The organism is Paenibacillus sp. SEL3 (assembly GCF_054602585.1).
In genome coordinates this window covers 3526990-3542530 of the sequence record NZ_CM137725.1, presented here as the reverse complement: position 1 = coordinate 3542530, position 15541 = coordinate 3526990, and the positions used below count along the sequence as shown (strand labels likewise).

At 45.3% G+C, this 15541-nt stretch carries 14 protein-coding genes; 6 read left to right on the top strand and 8 right to left on the bottom strand.

Annotation, left to right across the window (positions count from 1 at the left end):
* Positions 1-25 precede the first annotated feature (25 nt).
* The 4 genes from ACYCS5_RS16315 to ACYCS5_RS16300 all read right to left on the bottom strand — a co-directional run bounded on the left by ACYCS5_RS16315 (position 26) and on the right by ACYCS5_RS16300 (position 4944).
* Positions 26-1501, bottom strand: coding sequence for a glycoside hydrolase family 32 protein (locus ACYCS5_RS16315; protein ID WP_165149228.1), 1476 nt, complete (start codon positions 1499-1501; stop codon positions 26-28).
* A gap of 181 nt (positions 1502-1682) precedes the next feature.
* A complete protein-coding gene (locus tag ACYCS5_RS16310; RefSeq protein WP_165149230.1) occupies positions 1683-2705 on the bottom strand; it encodes a LacI family DNA-binding transcriptional regulator in 1023 nt (340 codons plus the stop codon).
* Positions 2706-2873: 168 nt separating this feature from the next.
* Positions 2874-3716, bottom strand: a complete 843-nt coding sequence (locus tag ACYCS5_RS16305) for an aldo/keto reductase (protein ID WP_039274230.1) — start codon at positions 3714-3716, stop codon at positions 2874-2876.
* 31 nt (positions 3717-3747) lie between these two features.
* The gene (locus tag ACYCS5_RS16300; RefSeq protein ID WP_340953823.1) at positions 3748-4944 is read right to left on the bottom strand and encodes an MFS transporter; all 1197 of its coding nucleotides are present in this window, start codon (positions 4942-4944) and stop codon (positions 3748-3750) included.
* 188 nt (positions 4945-5132) lie between these two features.
* Between ACYCS5_RS16300 and ACYCS5_RS16295 the strand changes: the two genes are divergently transcribed.
* On the top strand, positions 5133-5498 hold the full coding sequence (locus ACYCS5_RS16295; protein WP_013368959.1) for a winged helix-turn-helix transcriptional regulator: 366 nt from the start codon (positions 5133-5135) through the stop codon (positions 5496-5498).
* A gap of 78 nt (positions 5499-5576) precedes the next feature.
* Here ACYCS5_RS16295 and adhP read toward each other — a convergent pair whose 3' ends face one another.
* A complete protein-coding gene (gene adhP / locus ACYCS5_RS16290; RefSeq protein WP_029516874.1) occupies positions 5577-6593 on the bottom strand; it encodes an alcohol dehydrogenase AdhP in 1017 nt (338 codons plus the stop codon).
* Positions 6594-6810: 217 nt separating this feature from the next.
* Between adhP and ACYCS5_RS16285 the strand changes: the two genes are divergently transcribed.
* A complete protein-coding gene (locus ACYCS5_RS16285) occupies positions 6811-7647 on the top strand; it encodes a carbonic anhydrase (RefSeq protein ID WP_341038387.1) in 837 nt (278 codons plus the stop codon).
* A gap of 111 nt (positions 7648-7758) precedes the next feature.
* Here ACYCS5_RS16285 and ACYCS5_RS16280 read toward each other — a convergent pair whose 3' ends face one another.
* Complete coding sequence (locus tag ACYCS5_RS16280; protein WP_341038386.1) at positions 7759-9045, bottom strand: Gfo/Idh/MocA family protein; 1287 nt, start codon at positions 9043-9045, stop codon at positions 7759-7761.
* A 138-nt stretch (positions 9046-9183) separates the two neighbouring features.
* Here ACYCS5_RS16280 and ACYCS5_RS16275 point away from each other — a divergent pair, with 138 nt between their 5' ends.
* From ACYCS5_RS16275 to ACYCS5_RS16260, 4 genes are all read left to right on the top strand, one after another.
* On the top strand, positions 9184-10020 hold the full coding sequence (locus tag ACYCS5_RS16275) for a helix-turn-helix transcriptional regulator (protein WP_459759793.1): 837 nt from the start codon (positions 9184-9186) through the stop codon (positions 10018-10020).
* A gap of 491 nt (positions 10021-10511) precedes the next feature.
* Positions 10512-11207 (top strand): response regulator transcription factor, encoded by a 696-nt coding sequence (locus tag ACYCS5_RS16270; protein ID WP_318628174.1) that lies wholly within the window; start codon positions 10512-10514, stop codon positions 11205-11207.
* A gap of 1 nt (position 11208) precedes the next feature.
* Positions 11209-12264 carry a HAMP domain-containing sensor histidine kinase gene (locus ACYCS5_RS16265; protein WP_341038382.1) on the top strand — a complete coding sequence of 352 codons (1056 nt, stop codon included), beginning with the start codon at positions 11209-11211 and terminating at the stop codon, positions 12262-12264.
* 222 nt (positions 12265-12486) lie between these two features.
* The gene (locus tag ACYCS5_RS16260; protein WP_459759792.1) at positions 12487-13647 is read left to right on the top strand and encodes an alpha/beta hydrolase family protein; all 1161 of its coding nucleotides are present in this window, start codon (positions 12487-12489) and stop codon (positions 13645-13647) included.
* Positions 13648-13929: 282 nt separating this feature from the next.
* Here ACYCS5_RS16260 and ACYCS5_RS16255 read toward each other — a convergent pair whose 3' ends face one another.
* A complete protein-coding gene (locus ACYCS5_RS16255; protein ID WP_165149244.1) occupies positions 13930-14079 on the bottom strand; it encodes a hypothetical protein in 150 nt (49 codons plus the stop codon).
* Between the two features lie 38 nt (positions 14080-14117).
* A complete protein-coding gene (locus ACYCS5_RS16250) occupies positions 14118-15416 on the bottom strand; it encodes an ABC transporter substrate-binding protein (protein ID WP_459759791.1) in 1299 nt (432 codons plus the stop codon).
* Positions 15417-15541 lie beyond the last annotated feature (125 nt).

The window sequence follows — 15541 nt, the reverse complement described above, 5'->3', positions numbered from 1 at the left end:
CGATCCACTTGATGTTTTAGCCTACTCATGTAAAATCCCATTTCACCGCCTGGAAGAGAGCCTCTCCCTTGTCGGCAAAAAAGCGTATTTCGTCACTCTCTGGATGCGGAAAAATACGACTGGTGAACACCTCTTCCCCATCATTGACGAAAATCTCAACCGAAGACGTATCTACAAACAAATGAAGTTTGATATGATCTTTATCCCATGAACACTGCCGTATCTCACCATACGAAGTGGCTACAGGCTCACCTGATTGCGAACGATCCAATACAAGTTTGCGACTGATGGCATCATATTTAATTACCGTTTTCTCAGTCTCACTCGCACGGAATTCAATACCAAACATCTTAGCGCTTAAAAGATCTACCTCACAGATCAGCTCATAGGCCGTACCTGTAAATCCTTCATAGGTTTTGCTCTCTGAGAATAACGTGTCAGCTACCCGATCCTCACGATTTCTGCGTAGCGTAGTCAGCTCAGGAATTGGCCGCTGCAAGAGTTTGCCCTCATGAAGCGTAAGCTCCCTTGGTAATGTCAGACAATGAGCCCATCCGTTCGGATCTGTGGGATAGTCGATATCCGGCAGACCCATCCATGCCACCATAATACGCCGCCCCTGCGGGTCAATCATCGTCTGTGGCGCATAGAAGTCAAAGCCTCTGTCGAGCTCGTGGAATGCGCCGTGCTCCAGTATTTTTGTACCGGTATCTAACGGCTTGCCGATTACGTAGCCCGATTGATAAATATTGTGATTTTCATCCCCGGAAGGCTCCAAGCCCTGAGGAGAAAAGATCAAGACACCTGCTTCGTTCAGTTCAAAATAATCCGGACATTCCCACATGTAGCCAAACGACTCCAGCCCTGTGCACAATTCTCCCTCAAACTCCCATGAATGAAGGTCGGTTGATCGGTAGAGGACGGCGCAGCCTGTTAAATTCGTTCTTTGGGCACCAATCACACAGTAAAAGCTATCGCCGTCTTTCCATAGCTTGGGATCACGAAAATGGTCTGTATACCCTTCTGGCACATTGGAAATAACGGGGTGCTCCCATTTAGTAATGCGACCGTTCTCGTCCATAACAGCCATGCATTGATAAGGATGTCTGATCCAATCTTCATCTCGTGCATTTCCCGTATACAGCATATATAATTTGCCCTCATGCTCCAGTGCGCTGCCTGAGTAAGCCCCATGTGAATCAAAATAATCCCCAGGTGCAATGCCAATACCCGCACTATTCCATGTGGCCAAATCTCTGGATTTCAAATGATACCAGTATTTCATCCCATGATCCGTTCCGAGTGGAAACCACTGATAAAATAAGTGGTATTCACCTTGGTAATACGAAAAGCCATTAGGGTCATTGAGCAAACCTGTCGGTGGCTGGATATGAAACCCCTGCCGCCAGTGACATTGCTCCACTTTCTCCTCCAAGCTGGCTATTTCACCGGGCTCTGCCTGCTCGATCATTCGATACTTTTGTTCTCTTGTCATTTTCATAGTTGTACCTCATTTTTATTAAAACTTCGCCTCAGGAACCGGTTCCAAATTAGTGAAAAAAATATTCTTTCGGAACCGGTTCCCATACGATTAAAAAAATGCTCATCCATGGATTTGCAACCGATTCCATTTATGTCCGTATACTATGGAACCGGTTTCGAAGAAATTATAATCCACTTGTTCAGCGTTTGTCAACGCTTTCTCTTTCGATAAGGGAATAATTCATGACCGTCACTTTTTCTACCGATTTATGTTCTACCAGCCGCATAATATTTTGCGCTGCTACACGTCCAGCATCCATATACGGATATTGAACGGTTGTCAGCGCAGGGTGAATGACCTCCGTAATATCGTATCCCCCAAAGCCAGTTACCGACAAATCCGACGGAATGACAATCCCTCTGGAATAAGCCGCATTGATTACGCCCAGCGCAATATTATCCGTAGCACACACCATTAACGTTGGCTTGAAATTGTCCAAAATAGCGGATGCAGCAATTCGTGCATCGGACATTTTAAATCCGGTCTCATAGTATCTGATATCATACCCTGCTGCTTGCATCGCATCGTCCGTACGAGACTCAGTAGGCAATGCATCGCGTACAGCCTGCCTAAAGCCCTCCTTGCGCTGCACACCGACGGCAACATCCTTTTCAGTAACACCAACGTAGGCAATTTCGCGGTGTCCCTGAGACAAAACGTACGTGCCAATATCATATCCTGCACGATAGTCATCATGGATAAGGCTATGAAGCTGCTCGTGCTGCTGGCCCACCAGCAACACTGGAATACCGATGTCACGAATCGCGGTCAGATGGTCGTCTGTAATTTGAGCAGCCAGCAAAATGATACCCGAAATCTTTTGTCGGCCCAGCTCATAAATGGCTTCGATTTCACGCTGTACATCCTGGCTCGTATTGGAGATCAGCATCTGATAATGCTGAGAACGCAGTTCCTCATCAATCCCCATCAGCGTATGGGATGTCGCAAAAGAATCCAGACGCGGCACAACGGTGCCGATAATGTTGGTCCGCTTCGCCTTAAGACTCTGGGCAAAGGCATTGGGCACATAGCCCGTGGCTTTAACCACTTTTTCAATTTTTCGTTTCGTATCCACGCTGACAGACCCGCCGTTCAAAAAACGGGATACCGTGCTCTTGGATACACCAGCCATTTGGGCTATATCTGCAATTGTCTTATTCATGAAGTCCCCCGGAGATTTTTCGTATTCACAAGCTTCCAAAACGTCTCTTTTCACATAACCCTATAATACCATATGGCGGGATTGGATTGCTGTGGCTCCAGACCCATCATGCACAAAACGCCGTCCCTTCAGTGAAGAAGGAAACGGCGTCTCATGATGAACGTAATTTTAAAAATCAAAGTTATCCGGATCTGGACCTACCCGAAGATCGGCATTTAACGCCTGAATTCGATCCATATCCTCGCGCGTCAGTTCGAAGTCAAAAATATCGGCATTTTCGACGATCCGATGCGCCTTGGTAGACTTGGGAATGGTGACAACTCCCTGCTGCACATCCCAGCGTAAAATCACTTGCGCCACCGATTTACCATACTTGGTCGCTATGTCTTGCAGTACCGGATGATCCAGCAATTGGCCTTGCATTAACGGGGACCAGGCTTCCATTTGAATGTCGTTCTTTTGACAGAATTGCAACAGCTCGGTTTGGGTTAATTGTGGATGGAACTCCACCTGATTGATCATTGGCTTGATTTCAGCATCTTTCATGAGATCTTCCAAATGATGAATCTGGAAGTTGCTGACTCCAATTGCCTTAATCCGTCCTTCTTTATACAAGGATTCCAACGCTCTCCAAGCTTCTTTATACTTTCCCTGAACTGGCCAATGAATCAGATATAGATCCAGGTATTCCAGACCCAGCTTATCCAGACTGGCTTCATAAGCTGCTCGTGTCTCTTCATAGCCTAAATCTGCATTCCACACTTTGGACGTGACGAACAGTTCTTCTCTGGACAGATTATTTTCCTGAAGGGCTTCCTGAATAGCCTGCCCTACACTGCTTTCATTCGCATAGATTGCAGCTGTATCTATACTGCGGTAGCCATGCTTTACAGCAGCCTTTATAGCATCGACCAGCTCCGAACCTTCCTCCACTTTAAATACCCCGATGCCAAACCAAGGCATACGAACTCCGTTGTTTAACAATGTTGTGCTTTGTAAGTTTTGTGTCATTTTGTATCTTCCTCTCTATTTTTTAAAAGCTTTAACCTGCAATGGTGGTTGTATCCCTTTTTTCGAGCATACGACTCCAGCCTGTGAGCAGAACCGCAACGAAAACCATAATGCTCCCGATCCAGGCTGTATGAATGAGACCGAGTGAATCCGTTACAATCCCGCCTACATAAGCTCCGATGGCTATCCCTGCGTTGAAAGCAGCAATATTAACAGCAGAGGCAACATCGACAGCTTTGGGTGCAAACCGTTCGGCTAACATGACTACATATACCTGTAACCCGGGCACGTTCATAAACGCAAGCAATCCCATAAAGAAGATCGTAATCAGTCCTGCCGTTTTAAAAGGTGCCGTGAACAACAGGAGAAAAAGGATCACTGCTTGAATCAGAAACATGTAAAACAAAGCTGAAAGCGGCTTACGGTTTGCTGCTTTTCCGCCAATGACATTCCCGATGGCAATCGCAATTCCATACAGCAAAAGAATAAACGTTACCGTACTTTGCTGAAATCCGGTTATGTCGTGGAGTAATGGAGATAAATAAGTAAACACCACAAATGTGCCTCCATACCCCAAAGCTGTAATGATAAATGCAAGTAGCAAGCGACCATTGGTAACCAGTTTGACCTGCTCGCGGAAAGGAGTCTTGTTCCCTTTGCGCAGTGTAGATGGCAGCAGAATCAGATTGGCCATGAGTGCCACTACACCGACGACCACAATCGCCATAAATGCAGCCCGCCAACCCCATTGCTGCCCAATATAGGTACCCAAAGGTACACCTGTGACTGTGGCTACGGTCAACCCGGAGAACATAATGGAAATCGCACTCGCTCGACGATCATCCGGCACAAGATCGGCCGCGATGGTGGAACCGATGGACATGAACACCCCATGGGCGAACGCCGAGATCACACGTGCAATCAGCAGCAAGGCAATTCCACTAGAGACCGCAGCAAGGCTGTTACCTGCAATAAATATAATCATGATCCACAACAGCAACGTTTTACGGGGAACACTTGATGTTAATGAGGTCAAGACAGGTGCCCCGATGGTAACTCCTAATGCATACAGCGTTACAGTTAGTGCGGACATCGTTACAGATATGTGCAAGTCTTCAGCAATGAGGGGAAGCAGTCCCACGCTGATGAACTCAGTTGTCCCAATCGCAAAGGCGCTTACGGCTAGAGCCAGTAATGGCCATATACTTCCTTTTGATTCTGGCGACATGTTTTTCCCTCCTATCTATAGAAATCTTCAACCAACAGATGTTATTATGAGTTATTCAAGCAATTATGAACAGTACGTACTTTTTAGTGATATAGGTACCAAAAAGTACCCTAAATAAAGTTCTTTTTGATTAAAACAGGCTGTTAAGGTATGTATAACAGAAAGCGATACACATGGAGGGATCGGCATTGGGGAAGAAAAAATACAATATCTCTGTTGAGGCGACGTTAGAGGTGATCGGGGGGAAATGGAAATGCGTGATTTTGTGTCATTTGACACATGGAAAGATGCGGACAAGCGAATTAAAACGGATGATGCCTTCCATAACACAAAAAATGCTGACTCAGCAGCTTCGTGAATTAGAGGAAGACGGCATTGTCAATCGGATTAGCTATAATCAGGTTCCACCCAAAGTGGAGTACGAGCTTAGTGAATATGGATGTAGTCTGAAAAGCATTTTAGATTCTCTTTGTGCCTGGGGAGAAAGACATATCATCAAAGAATATGGGGATAAATCTGCGGTTTTGGAAGATAACATTCTGAATAAGCTGTAAAGCCAAAAAGAGCGCCTGCAATACATCAGCAGGCGCTTCCTCTCTCTAAATTCCAAGGGTTACCAATTCGATTTCATTTTATTTTGTGAAATCAATAACCATACGTCCTTGGATTTTGCCCTGCTCCATTTCCTCGAAGATCTCATTAATGTCTTCGAGCGGACGTTTTTGTACAAGAGGGACGACTTTACCTTCTGCAGCGAACTGGAACGCTTCTTTAAGGTCTTCACGAGTGCCGACCAAGGAGCCAATAACTTGAATGCCGTCCAGAACCAGACGAGGAATGTCCAGATCCATCTTATCGGTTGGAAGACCTACAGCTACAACACGCGCGCCAGCTTTTACAACGTCGATGGCCTGGTTGAAAGGTGTTTTGGCAACAGCAGTAACCACGGTTGCATCCAGACCAGCACCGTTTGTTAATTCCTTGGCACGAGCGACCGGATCTTCTTTCATGCTGTTAACGATATAGTCAGCACCAATTTGTTTGGCCAGTTCTAGTTTTTCATCACTGATGTCAAAGGCTACAACTTTAGCATTGAATACATTTTTGGCATATTGCACCGCCAGGTTACCCAAGCCGCCAATGCCGAAGATACCGATCCATTGGCCTGGTTTGATTTCACTTACTTTAACTGCTTTATATGTTGTAACCCCTGCACAAGTTACACTACTTGCAGCGGCAGGATCAAGACTATCTGGTACCTTGACCGCGTAGTCAGCTGTGACAATACATTGCTCTGCCATTGCACCGTCTACCGTATATCCGGCATTTTTAACTTCACGACACAGCGTTTCCCGCCCAGTTAGGCAATATTCACAATGACCGCAGCTTTCGAACATCCAGGCAATACTTACGCGATCACCAATTTTAAGACTGGTTACTCCTTCACCTAATTCAATGACTTTTCCAATACCTTCATGCCCTAGAACTCTGCCTGTGACATCACCGAAATCTGCATTTTTCACATGTAAATCTGTGTGGCAAACTCCGCAGTATTCAACTTGGACTAACGCTTCTCCATGCTTCAAGGAACGCAAAGGTCTCTCTTCTATACTGACTTTCTTGTCTTTTGTAACAATTGCTGCTTTCATGTAGATCTCTCCTTTAAATAGATATGGAATTATTTTGTAATGTACACTCATTATTATAGTAATTTTTGCCCAAAAAGGACAAATATAAATCTAACTTAAAACTATTTAATCCAAAAACGCTTCTTTCTAAGTCCTTGGACCCTTGTAGGAACTTTGTACAATAATTTACAATGTAAAAAGTTTCACATATTCTATTTTGGAAGAAGGATAAAGAAACATGAAAAAAAACTGGAAAGGTTGCCTGTTCAGCATATTTGCCATTATCTTGGCTGTATCGGTAACAGGATGCAATTCACAGCCCGCCATTTCTAGTACCACTAGCACTTCATCCTCATCAGTTAACAACGCTCATGCAGTTGTTCAGAAAGGCCCACACTGGTCCTATGAAGGAGATCAGGGACCGGAACATTGGGGAGAGCTGGAAAAAGATTTTGTTGCTTGTGGTAACGGCCACGAACAATCTCCTGTCAATATAGAGCATACCCATCTGGAAGCATCGCAAACACAGCAACCGCTGCAAGTTCATTACACTAAAACGAAAGCATCCATTTTGAATAATGGGCACACTGTGCAAATCAATGTTGCCGATGCCAGCAATAACATCATGCTGGACGGTACTAAATTCACTTTAAAGCAGTTTCACTTTCACCACCCGAGCGAACATCAAATTGATGGTAAAAATGCTGAAATGGAGCTTCATTTTGTCCATCAAAGCGACAACGGAAGCACAGCTGTCTTAGGGGTCCTTATCCAAAGTGGCAAAGAAAACAAGGCTTTCAACCGCATTTGGTCCAAACTGCCGAAGGATATTTCCCAAGAAGCGGCTCTGGATGAAGAAATAAATCTCGCTGCGCTGCTGCCAAAAGACCTGCACTCCGTTCGCTACAACGGATCGCTGACTACCCCGCCATGCACAGAACATGTAAATTGGACAGTGCTGGAGCAGCCTATTGAAATGTCCGCAGACCAAATCAACCAGTTTGCTGCCATTTTCCCCGATAACCATCGTCCTGTACAACAACTGGGGACCCGGGAACTGACTGCCGATAAATAATAAAATAAAGTGCCGTAAGATGTAAGGTGCATTCTATATTTGAATACCAAAATAAGACCCCTCTGTTCAATCTAGTTAGAGGGGTCTATTCGGTATTAAATTTACTACTCATTACAAACGCACCAGTTCCTCCACCTTCACTGGCTGACCTGTACGCATAGAGCGGTTGGCGGCGATGCCAGTTAAAATGGACCATGCACCGTCGATATGTGAGGCCGCACGATGGAACCGATCCTCTGCCGGCTTATCAAAAATATCCCGCAGCATAACTGGATCTCCTCCGCCATGACCACCTACGCCTTCTTCTACCTCAACTTCATAAGGTGCTGCAAAGTGAGGATAGATCGTGATGGTCTTCTCTTTTAGCGCACCCTCATCTGCCTTGCTGCCACCGGAATTAACATAGGATTGCTCGGATACCCGAACCTCCATCCGTCCCTTCGTGCCATTAAATACGATGATAAAGCCCTCCCAAGGCATGTAAGCATTCAGCGAATAGTTCATCACCGTCTTGTTCTCATACTTCACCATGACACTCAGCGTATCTTCTATGCTGATATTGTCGCCAAATACGCTTTGATCCCGCACATAGCCATCCTCATGCTCAGCATCCAGATACATACTTTTTAGATGCTCATTACGGTCCAGGTGTAGCGCAAAGGGGTCATTCTCCGCTGCCTTGCTGCCGTAAGCCCGTTGATAAAACTCCGTCACGCCACGCTGCTCCGCATTTTCCCGGCCGTAAAATTTCAGATCTCCCATCGCATACACCGTCTCCGGTTTCGAGCCAAGCCAGAAGTTCATCAGATCAAAATGATGCGTCGATTTATGCACCAGCAGACCGCCGCTATTGCGCTTATCCCGGTGCCACCGACGGAAATAATCCGCGCCATGCTGGGTATTTAGCAGCCATTCGAAATTGACTGACAGCACCTCTCCGAGCGTTCCGTCCATAATAATCTCGCGGATTTTCGTATTATGCGGCGCATAGCGGTAGTTAAAGGTGACGCGCAGCTTCCGTCCCGTGCGGTCTATGGCATCCAGAATGTCTTGGCATTTGTCCTCATCCACCGTCATCGGCTTCTCGGAAATGACATCACAGCCCAGCTCCATCGCCCGGATAATATACCGATGATGCACCCGGTCAATGGTCGTGACAATGACGATATCCGGCTTCGTCTCCGCGATCATCCGATCAAACTCGTGAGCTTTATAGGTCGGAATCGGCTCATGCTCGTATTTCTCCTGCAACAGCCGATTGGCATAATCCATTCTCGTCTGATTGACGTCACAGAACGCGATCAGCTCCGAGGTATCTTTGAAAACCGTAACAACTTCACCGTAAAAAAATTCGGCTCTTCCTCCGGTACCCACAAGCGCATATTTGATTTTAGCCAATTGGCTCACACCCTTTACATGAATTGCTTTTATTTTATAGTATAAGAAAGAGCGAAATCTTCGCTTTTATTATGATTTTTCCCAAAAAATATACATATATTATCCTTATGTATTCTTTCATTAAAGGAGACTATCGATATGATCGCTACACCCCGCTTTGCCATTGAGCAAGCGCTACGGACGGTGCCATTCAGCATGTCCGCCGACCATGTCCACCAAGCGCACGAAATCTATTATTTGCTGGCAGGAGAGCGCTACTACTACATTAATCAGCGGGTATACGCGCTCCAGAAGGGCGATCTGATTTGGATTAGCAAACATGATTTTCACCGTACAAGTAACAAGGGTAGCGGCAGCCATGAACGGATTTTGATTAACTTTGATGAAGAATTTGCAGCCTCGCCAATGACTGTCTCTCCCTCCAGCGATCAGAACCAGCCTCTTCTGCCAGAAAAAAGCTTTCTGCTTCGCCCCTCCGCGGAAGAACAATGCGAGCTGGAGCATCTATTCCAGCAAATGCTGGATGAATACTACCAAGAACATGCCTACCGCCAACTATATCTCCAAAGCTTGCTACTCCAGCTCCTTATCCGCATCCGACGCATACAATCAGCCACTGCCGATACCATTGCACCGGAACGTAGCGAAAAGCAGCAACGCGTGTACTCAGTCATTGCATACCTGCATGCTCATTATGCCGAGAGCCTGTCGCTAAATCAGCTGGCTGAGCATTTTTATATTAGCAGCACGTATTTGTGCCGTATTTTCAAGCAGACAACAGGTTTTACCTTAGTAGAATATCTTCAGGATGTGCGGGTCCAGCAGGCTCGTGTGTACTTGAGAGAAACAAACTGGAAAGTGACTTCCATTGCTGAAAAAACGGGTTTTGACAGCATTGCTCACTTTGGTCGTGTATTCAAGCATCTTACCGGGCACACCCCGCTACAGTACCGAAAAAAATACAAAAAGGAGTAGCCATACGAAAAATCGGCATCTCCTGTTCCAAAGGTTCTCGGAGTTTTAAAACCCGAAGGGTTGGTGTAATCCAAAATGTGCGTTACATCTCCCTTTACATTACGATAATAGCTGTTACTATAGAGCCATGATCCCTTACTGATTTCAATCAGTAAGGGATTTGGAGCGGAATACCCATTTGAGGTATACCATGTTTCATGATCTTCCCATTTGAGTCCTATCAAAGTCATGTGGAGTGCGTAGCTCGGATGGACTTTATCGGAAAAGGCTGAAAACCAAAACTTGTGATGGTTTTCAGCCTTTTCACACCGCCTTTTGATTAGACACACTCCCGGACATTACGTCAAAAGCTATATGCAGGTCTTCAAGCTGGAATATGTGCATAGCTCGACCGCAGAGACGCTTTGAACGCTACTTTTTTCAATGCGAGAGGATCATGCGGCTCTTGTTTTATAAATTCAGTCCACTTAAAGCGGCTGGGAGGTATAAATATGCTAAAAACGATATTAGTTGTAGACGACGATGAAGAAATCGTAAAACTCATCACAAAGAGTTTAAGATACGAGCAATTTGCAATAATTTCGGCATATTCTGGGAAAGAAGCCTTATCCGCATTGGAAGAAAATCACATTGATTTCATCGTTCTTGATATAGTGATGCCTGATATGGATGGACTTGATGTCTGCAGAAGTATCCGAAATTCTTATAATGTTCCAATTTTGTTTTTAAGTGCGCGTGATAAGGACATTGATAAAATCGTCGGGCTCGAAATAGGAGCAGACGATTACATGACCAAACCTTTCAGTATTCAGGAGCTTGTCTCCAGGATAAAGGCTCACTTCAGAAAAGTGGACAGGCTTTTTAGAGAGTGGGATGAACTTAGTCCCAGTAACGAAAAGGCGGATTCTCCGCTCATTTTGAACGATAAGACGTTTGAAGCATTCCTGAATAGCAGGAAGCTCGACTTATCAACGAAGGAATTTCAGATTCTGTCTATCCTCATGCGCCACCCCAATAATGTATTGACTCGTGAGCAGATATATGAAAACGTCTGGGGAGACGAATACGGAGAAATAAATACCGTAACGGTTCATATAAAAAATATCCGTAAGAAACTTGGTCCTGAATATGACTTTATTAAAACAATATGGGGCATAGGATATAAATACACGGAAAGAGAGCAATAGTATGAAACTGAAAATAAAGCTTCCTCTTTTGTTCCTGCTGATGTTAATAACATTCATGTTTTCTATTGGAATGTACCTGAAGCTTGTCTTTGCAGTATATTCCCCTATACGCAGTTCATTGCTGGACTCGCGATATATAGCATTGCTCCTGCCCATATTTGCAATTGCCTGTTTCATATTTATTATTCTAATTATCTATATTCATTTTTGCATAGAGAAACCCATTCAGCTTCTGAATACCAGGCTTGAAGAAGTAAATATTGTACATCCACTGCCTCCGCTAGCTCTGAGAAGTAATGACGAGATCGGAGAACTTTATAAACACTTCAATAAGATGGAGCACCGGCTTCAACTCGCGCACAAAGAGCAGATCGATATGATCGCGGCAATTGCCCACGACTTGAAAACACCCTTGACATCTATTAATGGTTTTACTGAACTGCTGGCTACGCACAAGGATTTACCAGAAACTGAAAAGCAGGAATATTATGATTTGATTCAAAAGAAGTCAGGATATATGGTTGAACTCATCAATGATTTTTCCAGCTTCACCAAAGAAAAATTGGAGTTGGAATCTATGGTAGCTACACCTGTAAAAGCATCAAAATTATTTGAAAACATTGCCCTTGAATATGAGTATGAGTTGGCAGGACTTGACAACGAGCTTACTTGCCGCCATTCATTTACGGAAAATATATTGCTGATGGTCAATGAACCGATGATACGTCGGGTTTTCGGCAACCTCTTTAGTAATGCTGTAAGATATGGAGGGAAAAGTAAGCTGAAAGTGTATATGACCGGATACCCGCTAGGACAGTATGCCTTTTTTCAAATCGAGGATAATGGAATTGGAGTGCCGGAAAAGGATATATCTTCTCTGTTCCTCAAATTTTTCACTGTGAATAAATCGCGGCAAATCCAAAAGGGCGGACTGGGGCTGGGGCTTGCAAGCTGTAAATCCATTATTGAACATCATAGGGGCGAAATTTGCGCCTACCCTTCCGAATATGGCGGTTTGGGGATAAGATTCAGTCTTCCCTTGGCCGCACAACACTGATTTTATTTGTGCACATTTTCTTTTACTACAGGAGTTAAAGGCTACTGCCAGGTGTGAACACCCAGGCAGCAGCCTTTTTTATTTTTTCAGCGGTTTATAGTTTTTTATATTCTCTTTACAAACATTTATTTTTCTTTTAACGAAGCTTTATCTTTGTGTTGTAAAAATTACTTGTAGTAAAAAAAACTACAATCACTAGAACTGGAAAAGGAGGATGTTACAATGTCAATTGAGTTCAGCCGTTGGCCCAATCACTACATGATGTCATACCAAGTCACCAAAGCTTTAGGTATGGCAAGCCTCGGTGCTACGGACGTCACCGAGATCTACGAGGCCTGCAAAAAAATCGACCCCGATGACAAGGACACGTGGCACAGGGAATGGCTCATAACGGCTCAGGCATTGGAAAGACACGGCAAGGAGGCCGAAACGGCTGGAAACTGGTATACAGCACGAAACTGCTACATTCGTGCCTGCAATTACTACAGAATTGCGGAATATTCGGTGATGGATGATGACACCGAGAAAATCCGTGTATTTAAGAAAGTAAATGAACTCTTCGAAGCTGCCGGAAAGTACTTCGATGTCCAACCGGAGAAGATCCAAATCGATTACGAAGATGTCAAGCTGGATGGTTACTTCTTCTCCCCTTCCTGGATAAAAGGTCCGAAGCCGACCCTTTTTGCTCTCAACGGTGGCGACGAGTGGTCCATTGAAAACTATTTCTGGCTAGGTCCCGCTTTTATTTCGTGTGGATATAACTTTCTGGTCTATGACCAGCCTGGCACCGGCCTCTCGCTGTACGAAAAGGGAAAAGGAAGACGAGCGGACAGTGAGGCTTTCCATTCCCGAGCAATCGACTTTCTTCTAACGCGGCCGGAAGTCGATCCCGATAAGATTATCGTGCACGGTGAGAGTTTTGCAGCTTACGACTCTTTGCGATTCGCTTCGTTCGATCACAGGATTGCTGCCGTCATCTCCGACGGCGGTACGCACGCCTTTGATTGGGATGCAATGCTTAAATGGATGCCACCGAGTCTGGCCGCACATGGCATGAGAATTCTGGGGGCAAAAAGCTTGGAGGACTTTGCGGGTAATCCGCGTTTTGCCTATGATCTTGAGGGCGTGCTCCACCAGATAGAATGTCCGCTTCTTGTAATGCACGGAGCGGAAGAGATATTGGTTCAGCCAAATCCGCTGACACAAGCCTTGAAAAATTATGAGCAAGCGGGTTCGAAAAACAAGACGTTCTTCCCGATAGAGGATAGACGACTTGGCGGATTAGAACACTGTCAGGTAGACAACATCAACGTGCTGCATGAGGTAGCGCTGAATTGGCTCTGCTCAATTGGGCTTGGGCCAGCCGCACCTCGCCCTGAGTGATTGCCAAGACGTCATAACGTAAAAGTCTATTTCACTCGCATTCTCCTTTCGTAGTTTTGAATATGAGTCAATCGTTTCTTTTGTTGTGTCTAGATTATCAAATAGTACAGAAGAAATTTCAATGGACTGGCGTAGATAGTATGTTGATGACGTAAACAGCATGAAATACGAGTACATTTCCGTCCGGACAACTAAAAGAGGGTGTCGCAAATCAGCTGTAAATTAGCTGTTTCGCGGCACCCTCCATTCATTTGGGCATGCCTCTCTGATGATTCATAATATTCACGGCAATACATCATCTGAGTATACCTCAAGCAGGTTATTAATATAATTTCTGCTCACGGGAAGATTGGTAATCTCATGACCATTAAAAATATCGACGTTCCTTGCTTGTTTATAAGGCCCCCACAGCGCTTGATGCTTTTTCGGCATCTAGTCACCTTCCTCCCCGGTCACGGGTCATCCCGTGCCTACTTGACCGCCTTGGATATGATCTGATTCAACTTTTCAATGGTTGCCGCAGCATCCTGCTTGCCCAAGAACATCAGGTCGATTGTCTCCGTGATATCCGAGTTCAACCCCGGCACCTGAGCATCATAGGCCAAAGCAGATCCATGAGCATGCCCTATGTTACGTCCCTCGGTCAAATAGCTTGAATGCTCAATGGTCGCCTTTTTCATAATGCTCTCATCTGCGGCAGCAAGCGTACCCATGGCATTCCCACCTTCAACCAGCCGCGCCTCCTGCCCCTTCACAGAGACGTAGAATGCTGCCAGCTTCATGGCCTCTTGTACATGCGGACTATTTTTATTTACAGCTACATAGGCAACCGGAATGGCAACGGGCTCATTCTTTCCGGTATTGGATGGCCAGTAGATATAATCAAAGTCGAGGCTTTTATTTGGACTAAACAAGGGCTCCAGCCATCTTCCCGCCGCCAGCATACCGACTTGATTGGACATGAACATCGCGTCAGCCCCTTGCCCTTTGGGAAGTGATCCGAGATATACGGCATTTCCCCTTTTCACCATATCGTACATAAAACTGAAGGCTTCCTTGCCCTTTTCATTGTGGTCCAGCACATATTTGCCTTGTTCATCAAAAATCTGACCGCCATTCGACCAGACCCATGAATACCAGTGAGCCCACCAGTTTTCCGCAATATAACCCTGTTTTCCGGCTGCCTTCAGCTTGGAAGTAGCCTCCTCAAAGGCATCCCAGTTCCACTTGCCTTCGTCATAGTATTCTTGCGGCGTCTTCACGCCTGCTTCCTTGAATACCTTTTTGTTGTAATACATGACCATCGGGTTTGAGTCGGGAGTGACCCCATAGATTTCCCCATCACGCTTTGCCGGTCCCCACAATCCTTCTGGAAAATCCTCAGCCTTCACATCACTTGCATCACTTTTTAAAAACTCACCCAAAGGCTGTACCTGCTTCGCCCCGATCAAACGCGCAATCGTCGGTTCATACGAATAAAACACATCCGGTCCGCGACTTCCCTGAAGCTGTGTCAACAGCTTTTGCTCATATTGGTCTCCCGGTACAGGCACCAGCTTAACCTCGATATTCGGGTTTTCCTTTTCAAATGCATCGAGTGCCCGCTGATACACCTTTACCTCCGCAGGATTACCCCAAACCTGCATCGTAAGCCGCACTTTTTGCCCGTCTGTGTTCTCTATTTTGGGAGAGGTACTGCATGCCGCTGCAAGTAAAAACAGAACGATGAGGAAAAATCCAATCTTTATCCAGCTCATGTAATCGTCCACTTTAACCGCCTCCTGTAGCTTCACTTGGTTGTATGCCTTCCTATTTTAAAACGCTTACAAAACTTCCCTATCATCATATGTAAAAGGGTGAGACACGATATCCCCATTTTCATTTTCATATAATT

Excerpts from the sequence above, each read along its gene's own strand:
- ACYCS5_RS16315 (WP_165149228.1), bottom strand. The coding sequence starts at position 1,501 with ATGAAAATGACAAGAGAACAAAAGTATCGAATGATCGAGCAGGCAGAG.
- ACYCS5_RS16310 (WP_165149230.1), bottom strand. The coding sequence starts at position 2,705 with ATGAATAAGACAATTGCAGATATAGCCCAAATGGCTGGTGTATCCAAG.
- ACYCS5_RS16305 (WP_039274230.1), bottom strand. The coding sequence starts at position 3,716 with ATGACACAAAACTTACAAAGCACAACATTGTTAAACAACGGAGTTCGT.
- ACYCS5_RS16300 (WP_340953823.1), bottom strand. The coding sequence starts at position 4,944 with ATGTCGCCAGAATCAAAAGGAAGTATATGGCCATTACTGGCTCTAGCC.
- adhP (WP_029516874.1), bottom strand. The coding sequence starts at position 6,593 with ATGAAAGCAGCAATTGTTACAAAAGACAAGAAAGTCAGTATAGAAGAG.
- ACYCS5_RS16285 (WP_341038387.1), top strand. The coding sequence starts at position 6,811 with ATGAAAAAAAACTGGAAAGGTTGCCTGTTCAGCATATTTGCCATTATC.
- ACYCS5_RS16275 (WP_459759793.1), top strand. The coding sequence starts at position 9,184 with ATGATCGCTACACCCCGCTTTGCCATTGAGCAAGCGCTACGGACGGTG.
- ACYCS5_RS16270 (WP_318628174.1), top strand. The coding sequence starts at position 10,512 with ATGCTAAAAACGATATTAGTTGTAGACGACGATGAAGAAATCGTAAAA.
- ACYCS5_RS16265 (WP_341038382.1), top strand. The coding sequence starts at position 11,209 with ATGAAACTGAAAATAAAGCTTCCTCTTTTGTTCCTGCTGATGTTAATA.
- ACYCS5_RS16260 (WP_459759792.1), top strand. The coding sequence starts at position 12,487 with ATGTCAATTGAGTTCAGCCGTTGGCCCAATCACTACATGATGTCATAC.
- ACYCS5_RS16255 (WP_165149244.1), bottom strand. The coding sequence starts at position 14,079 with ATGCCGAAAAAGCATCAAGCGCTGTGGGGGCCTTATAAACAAGCAAGG.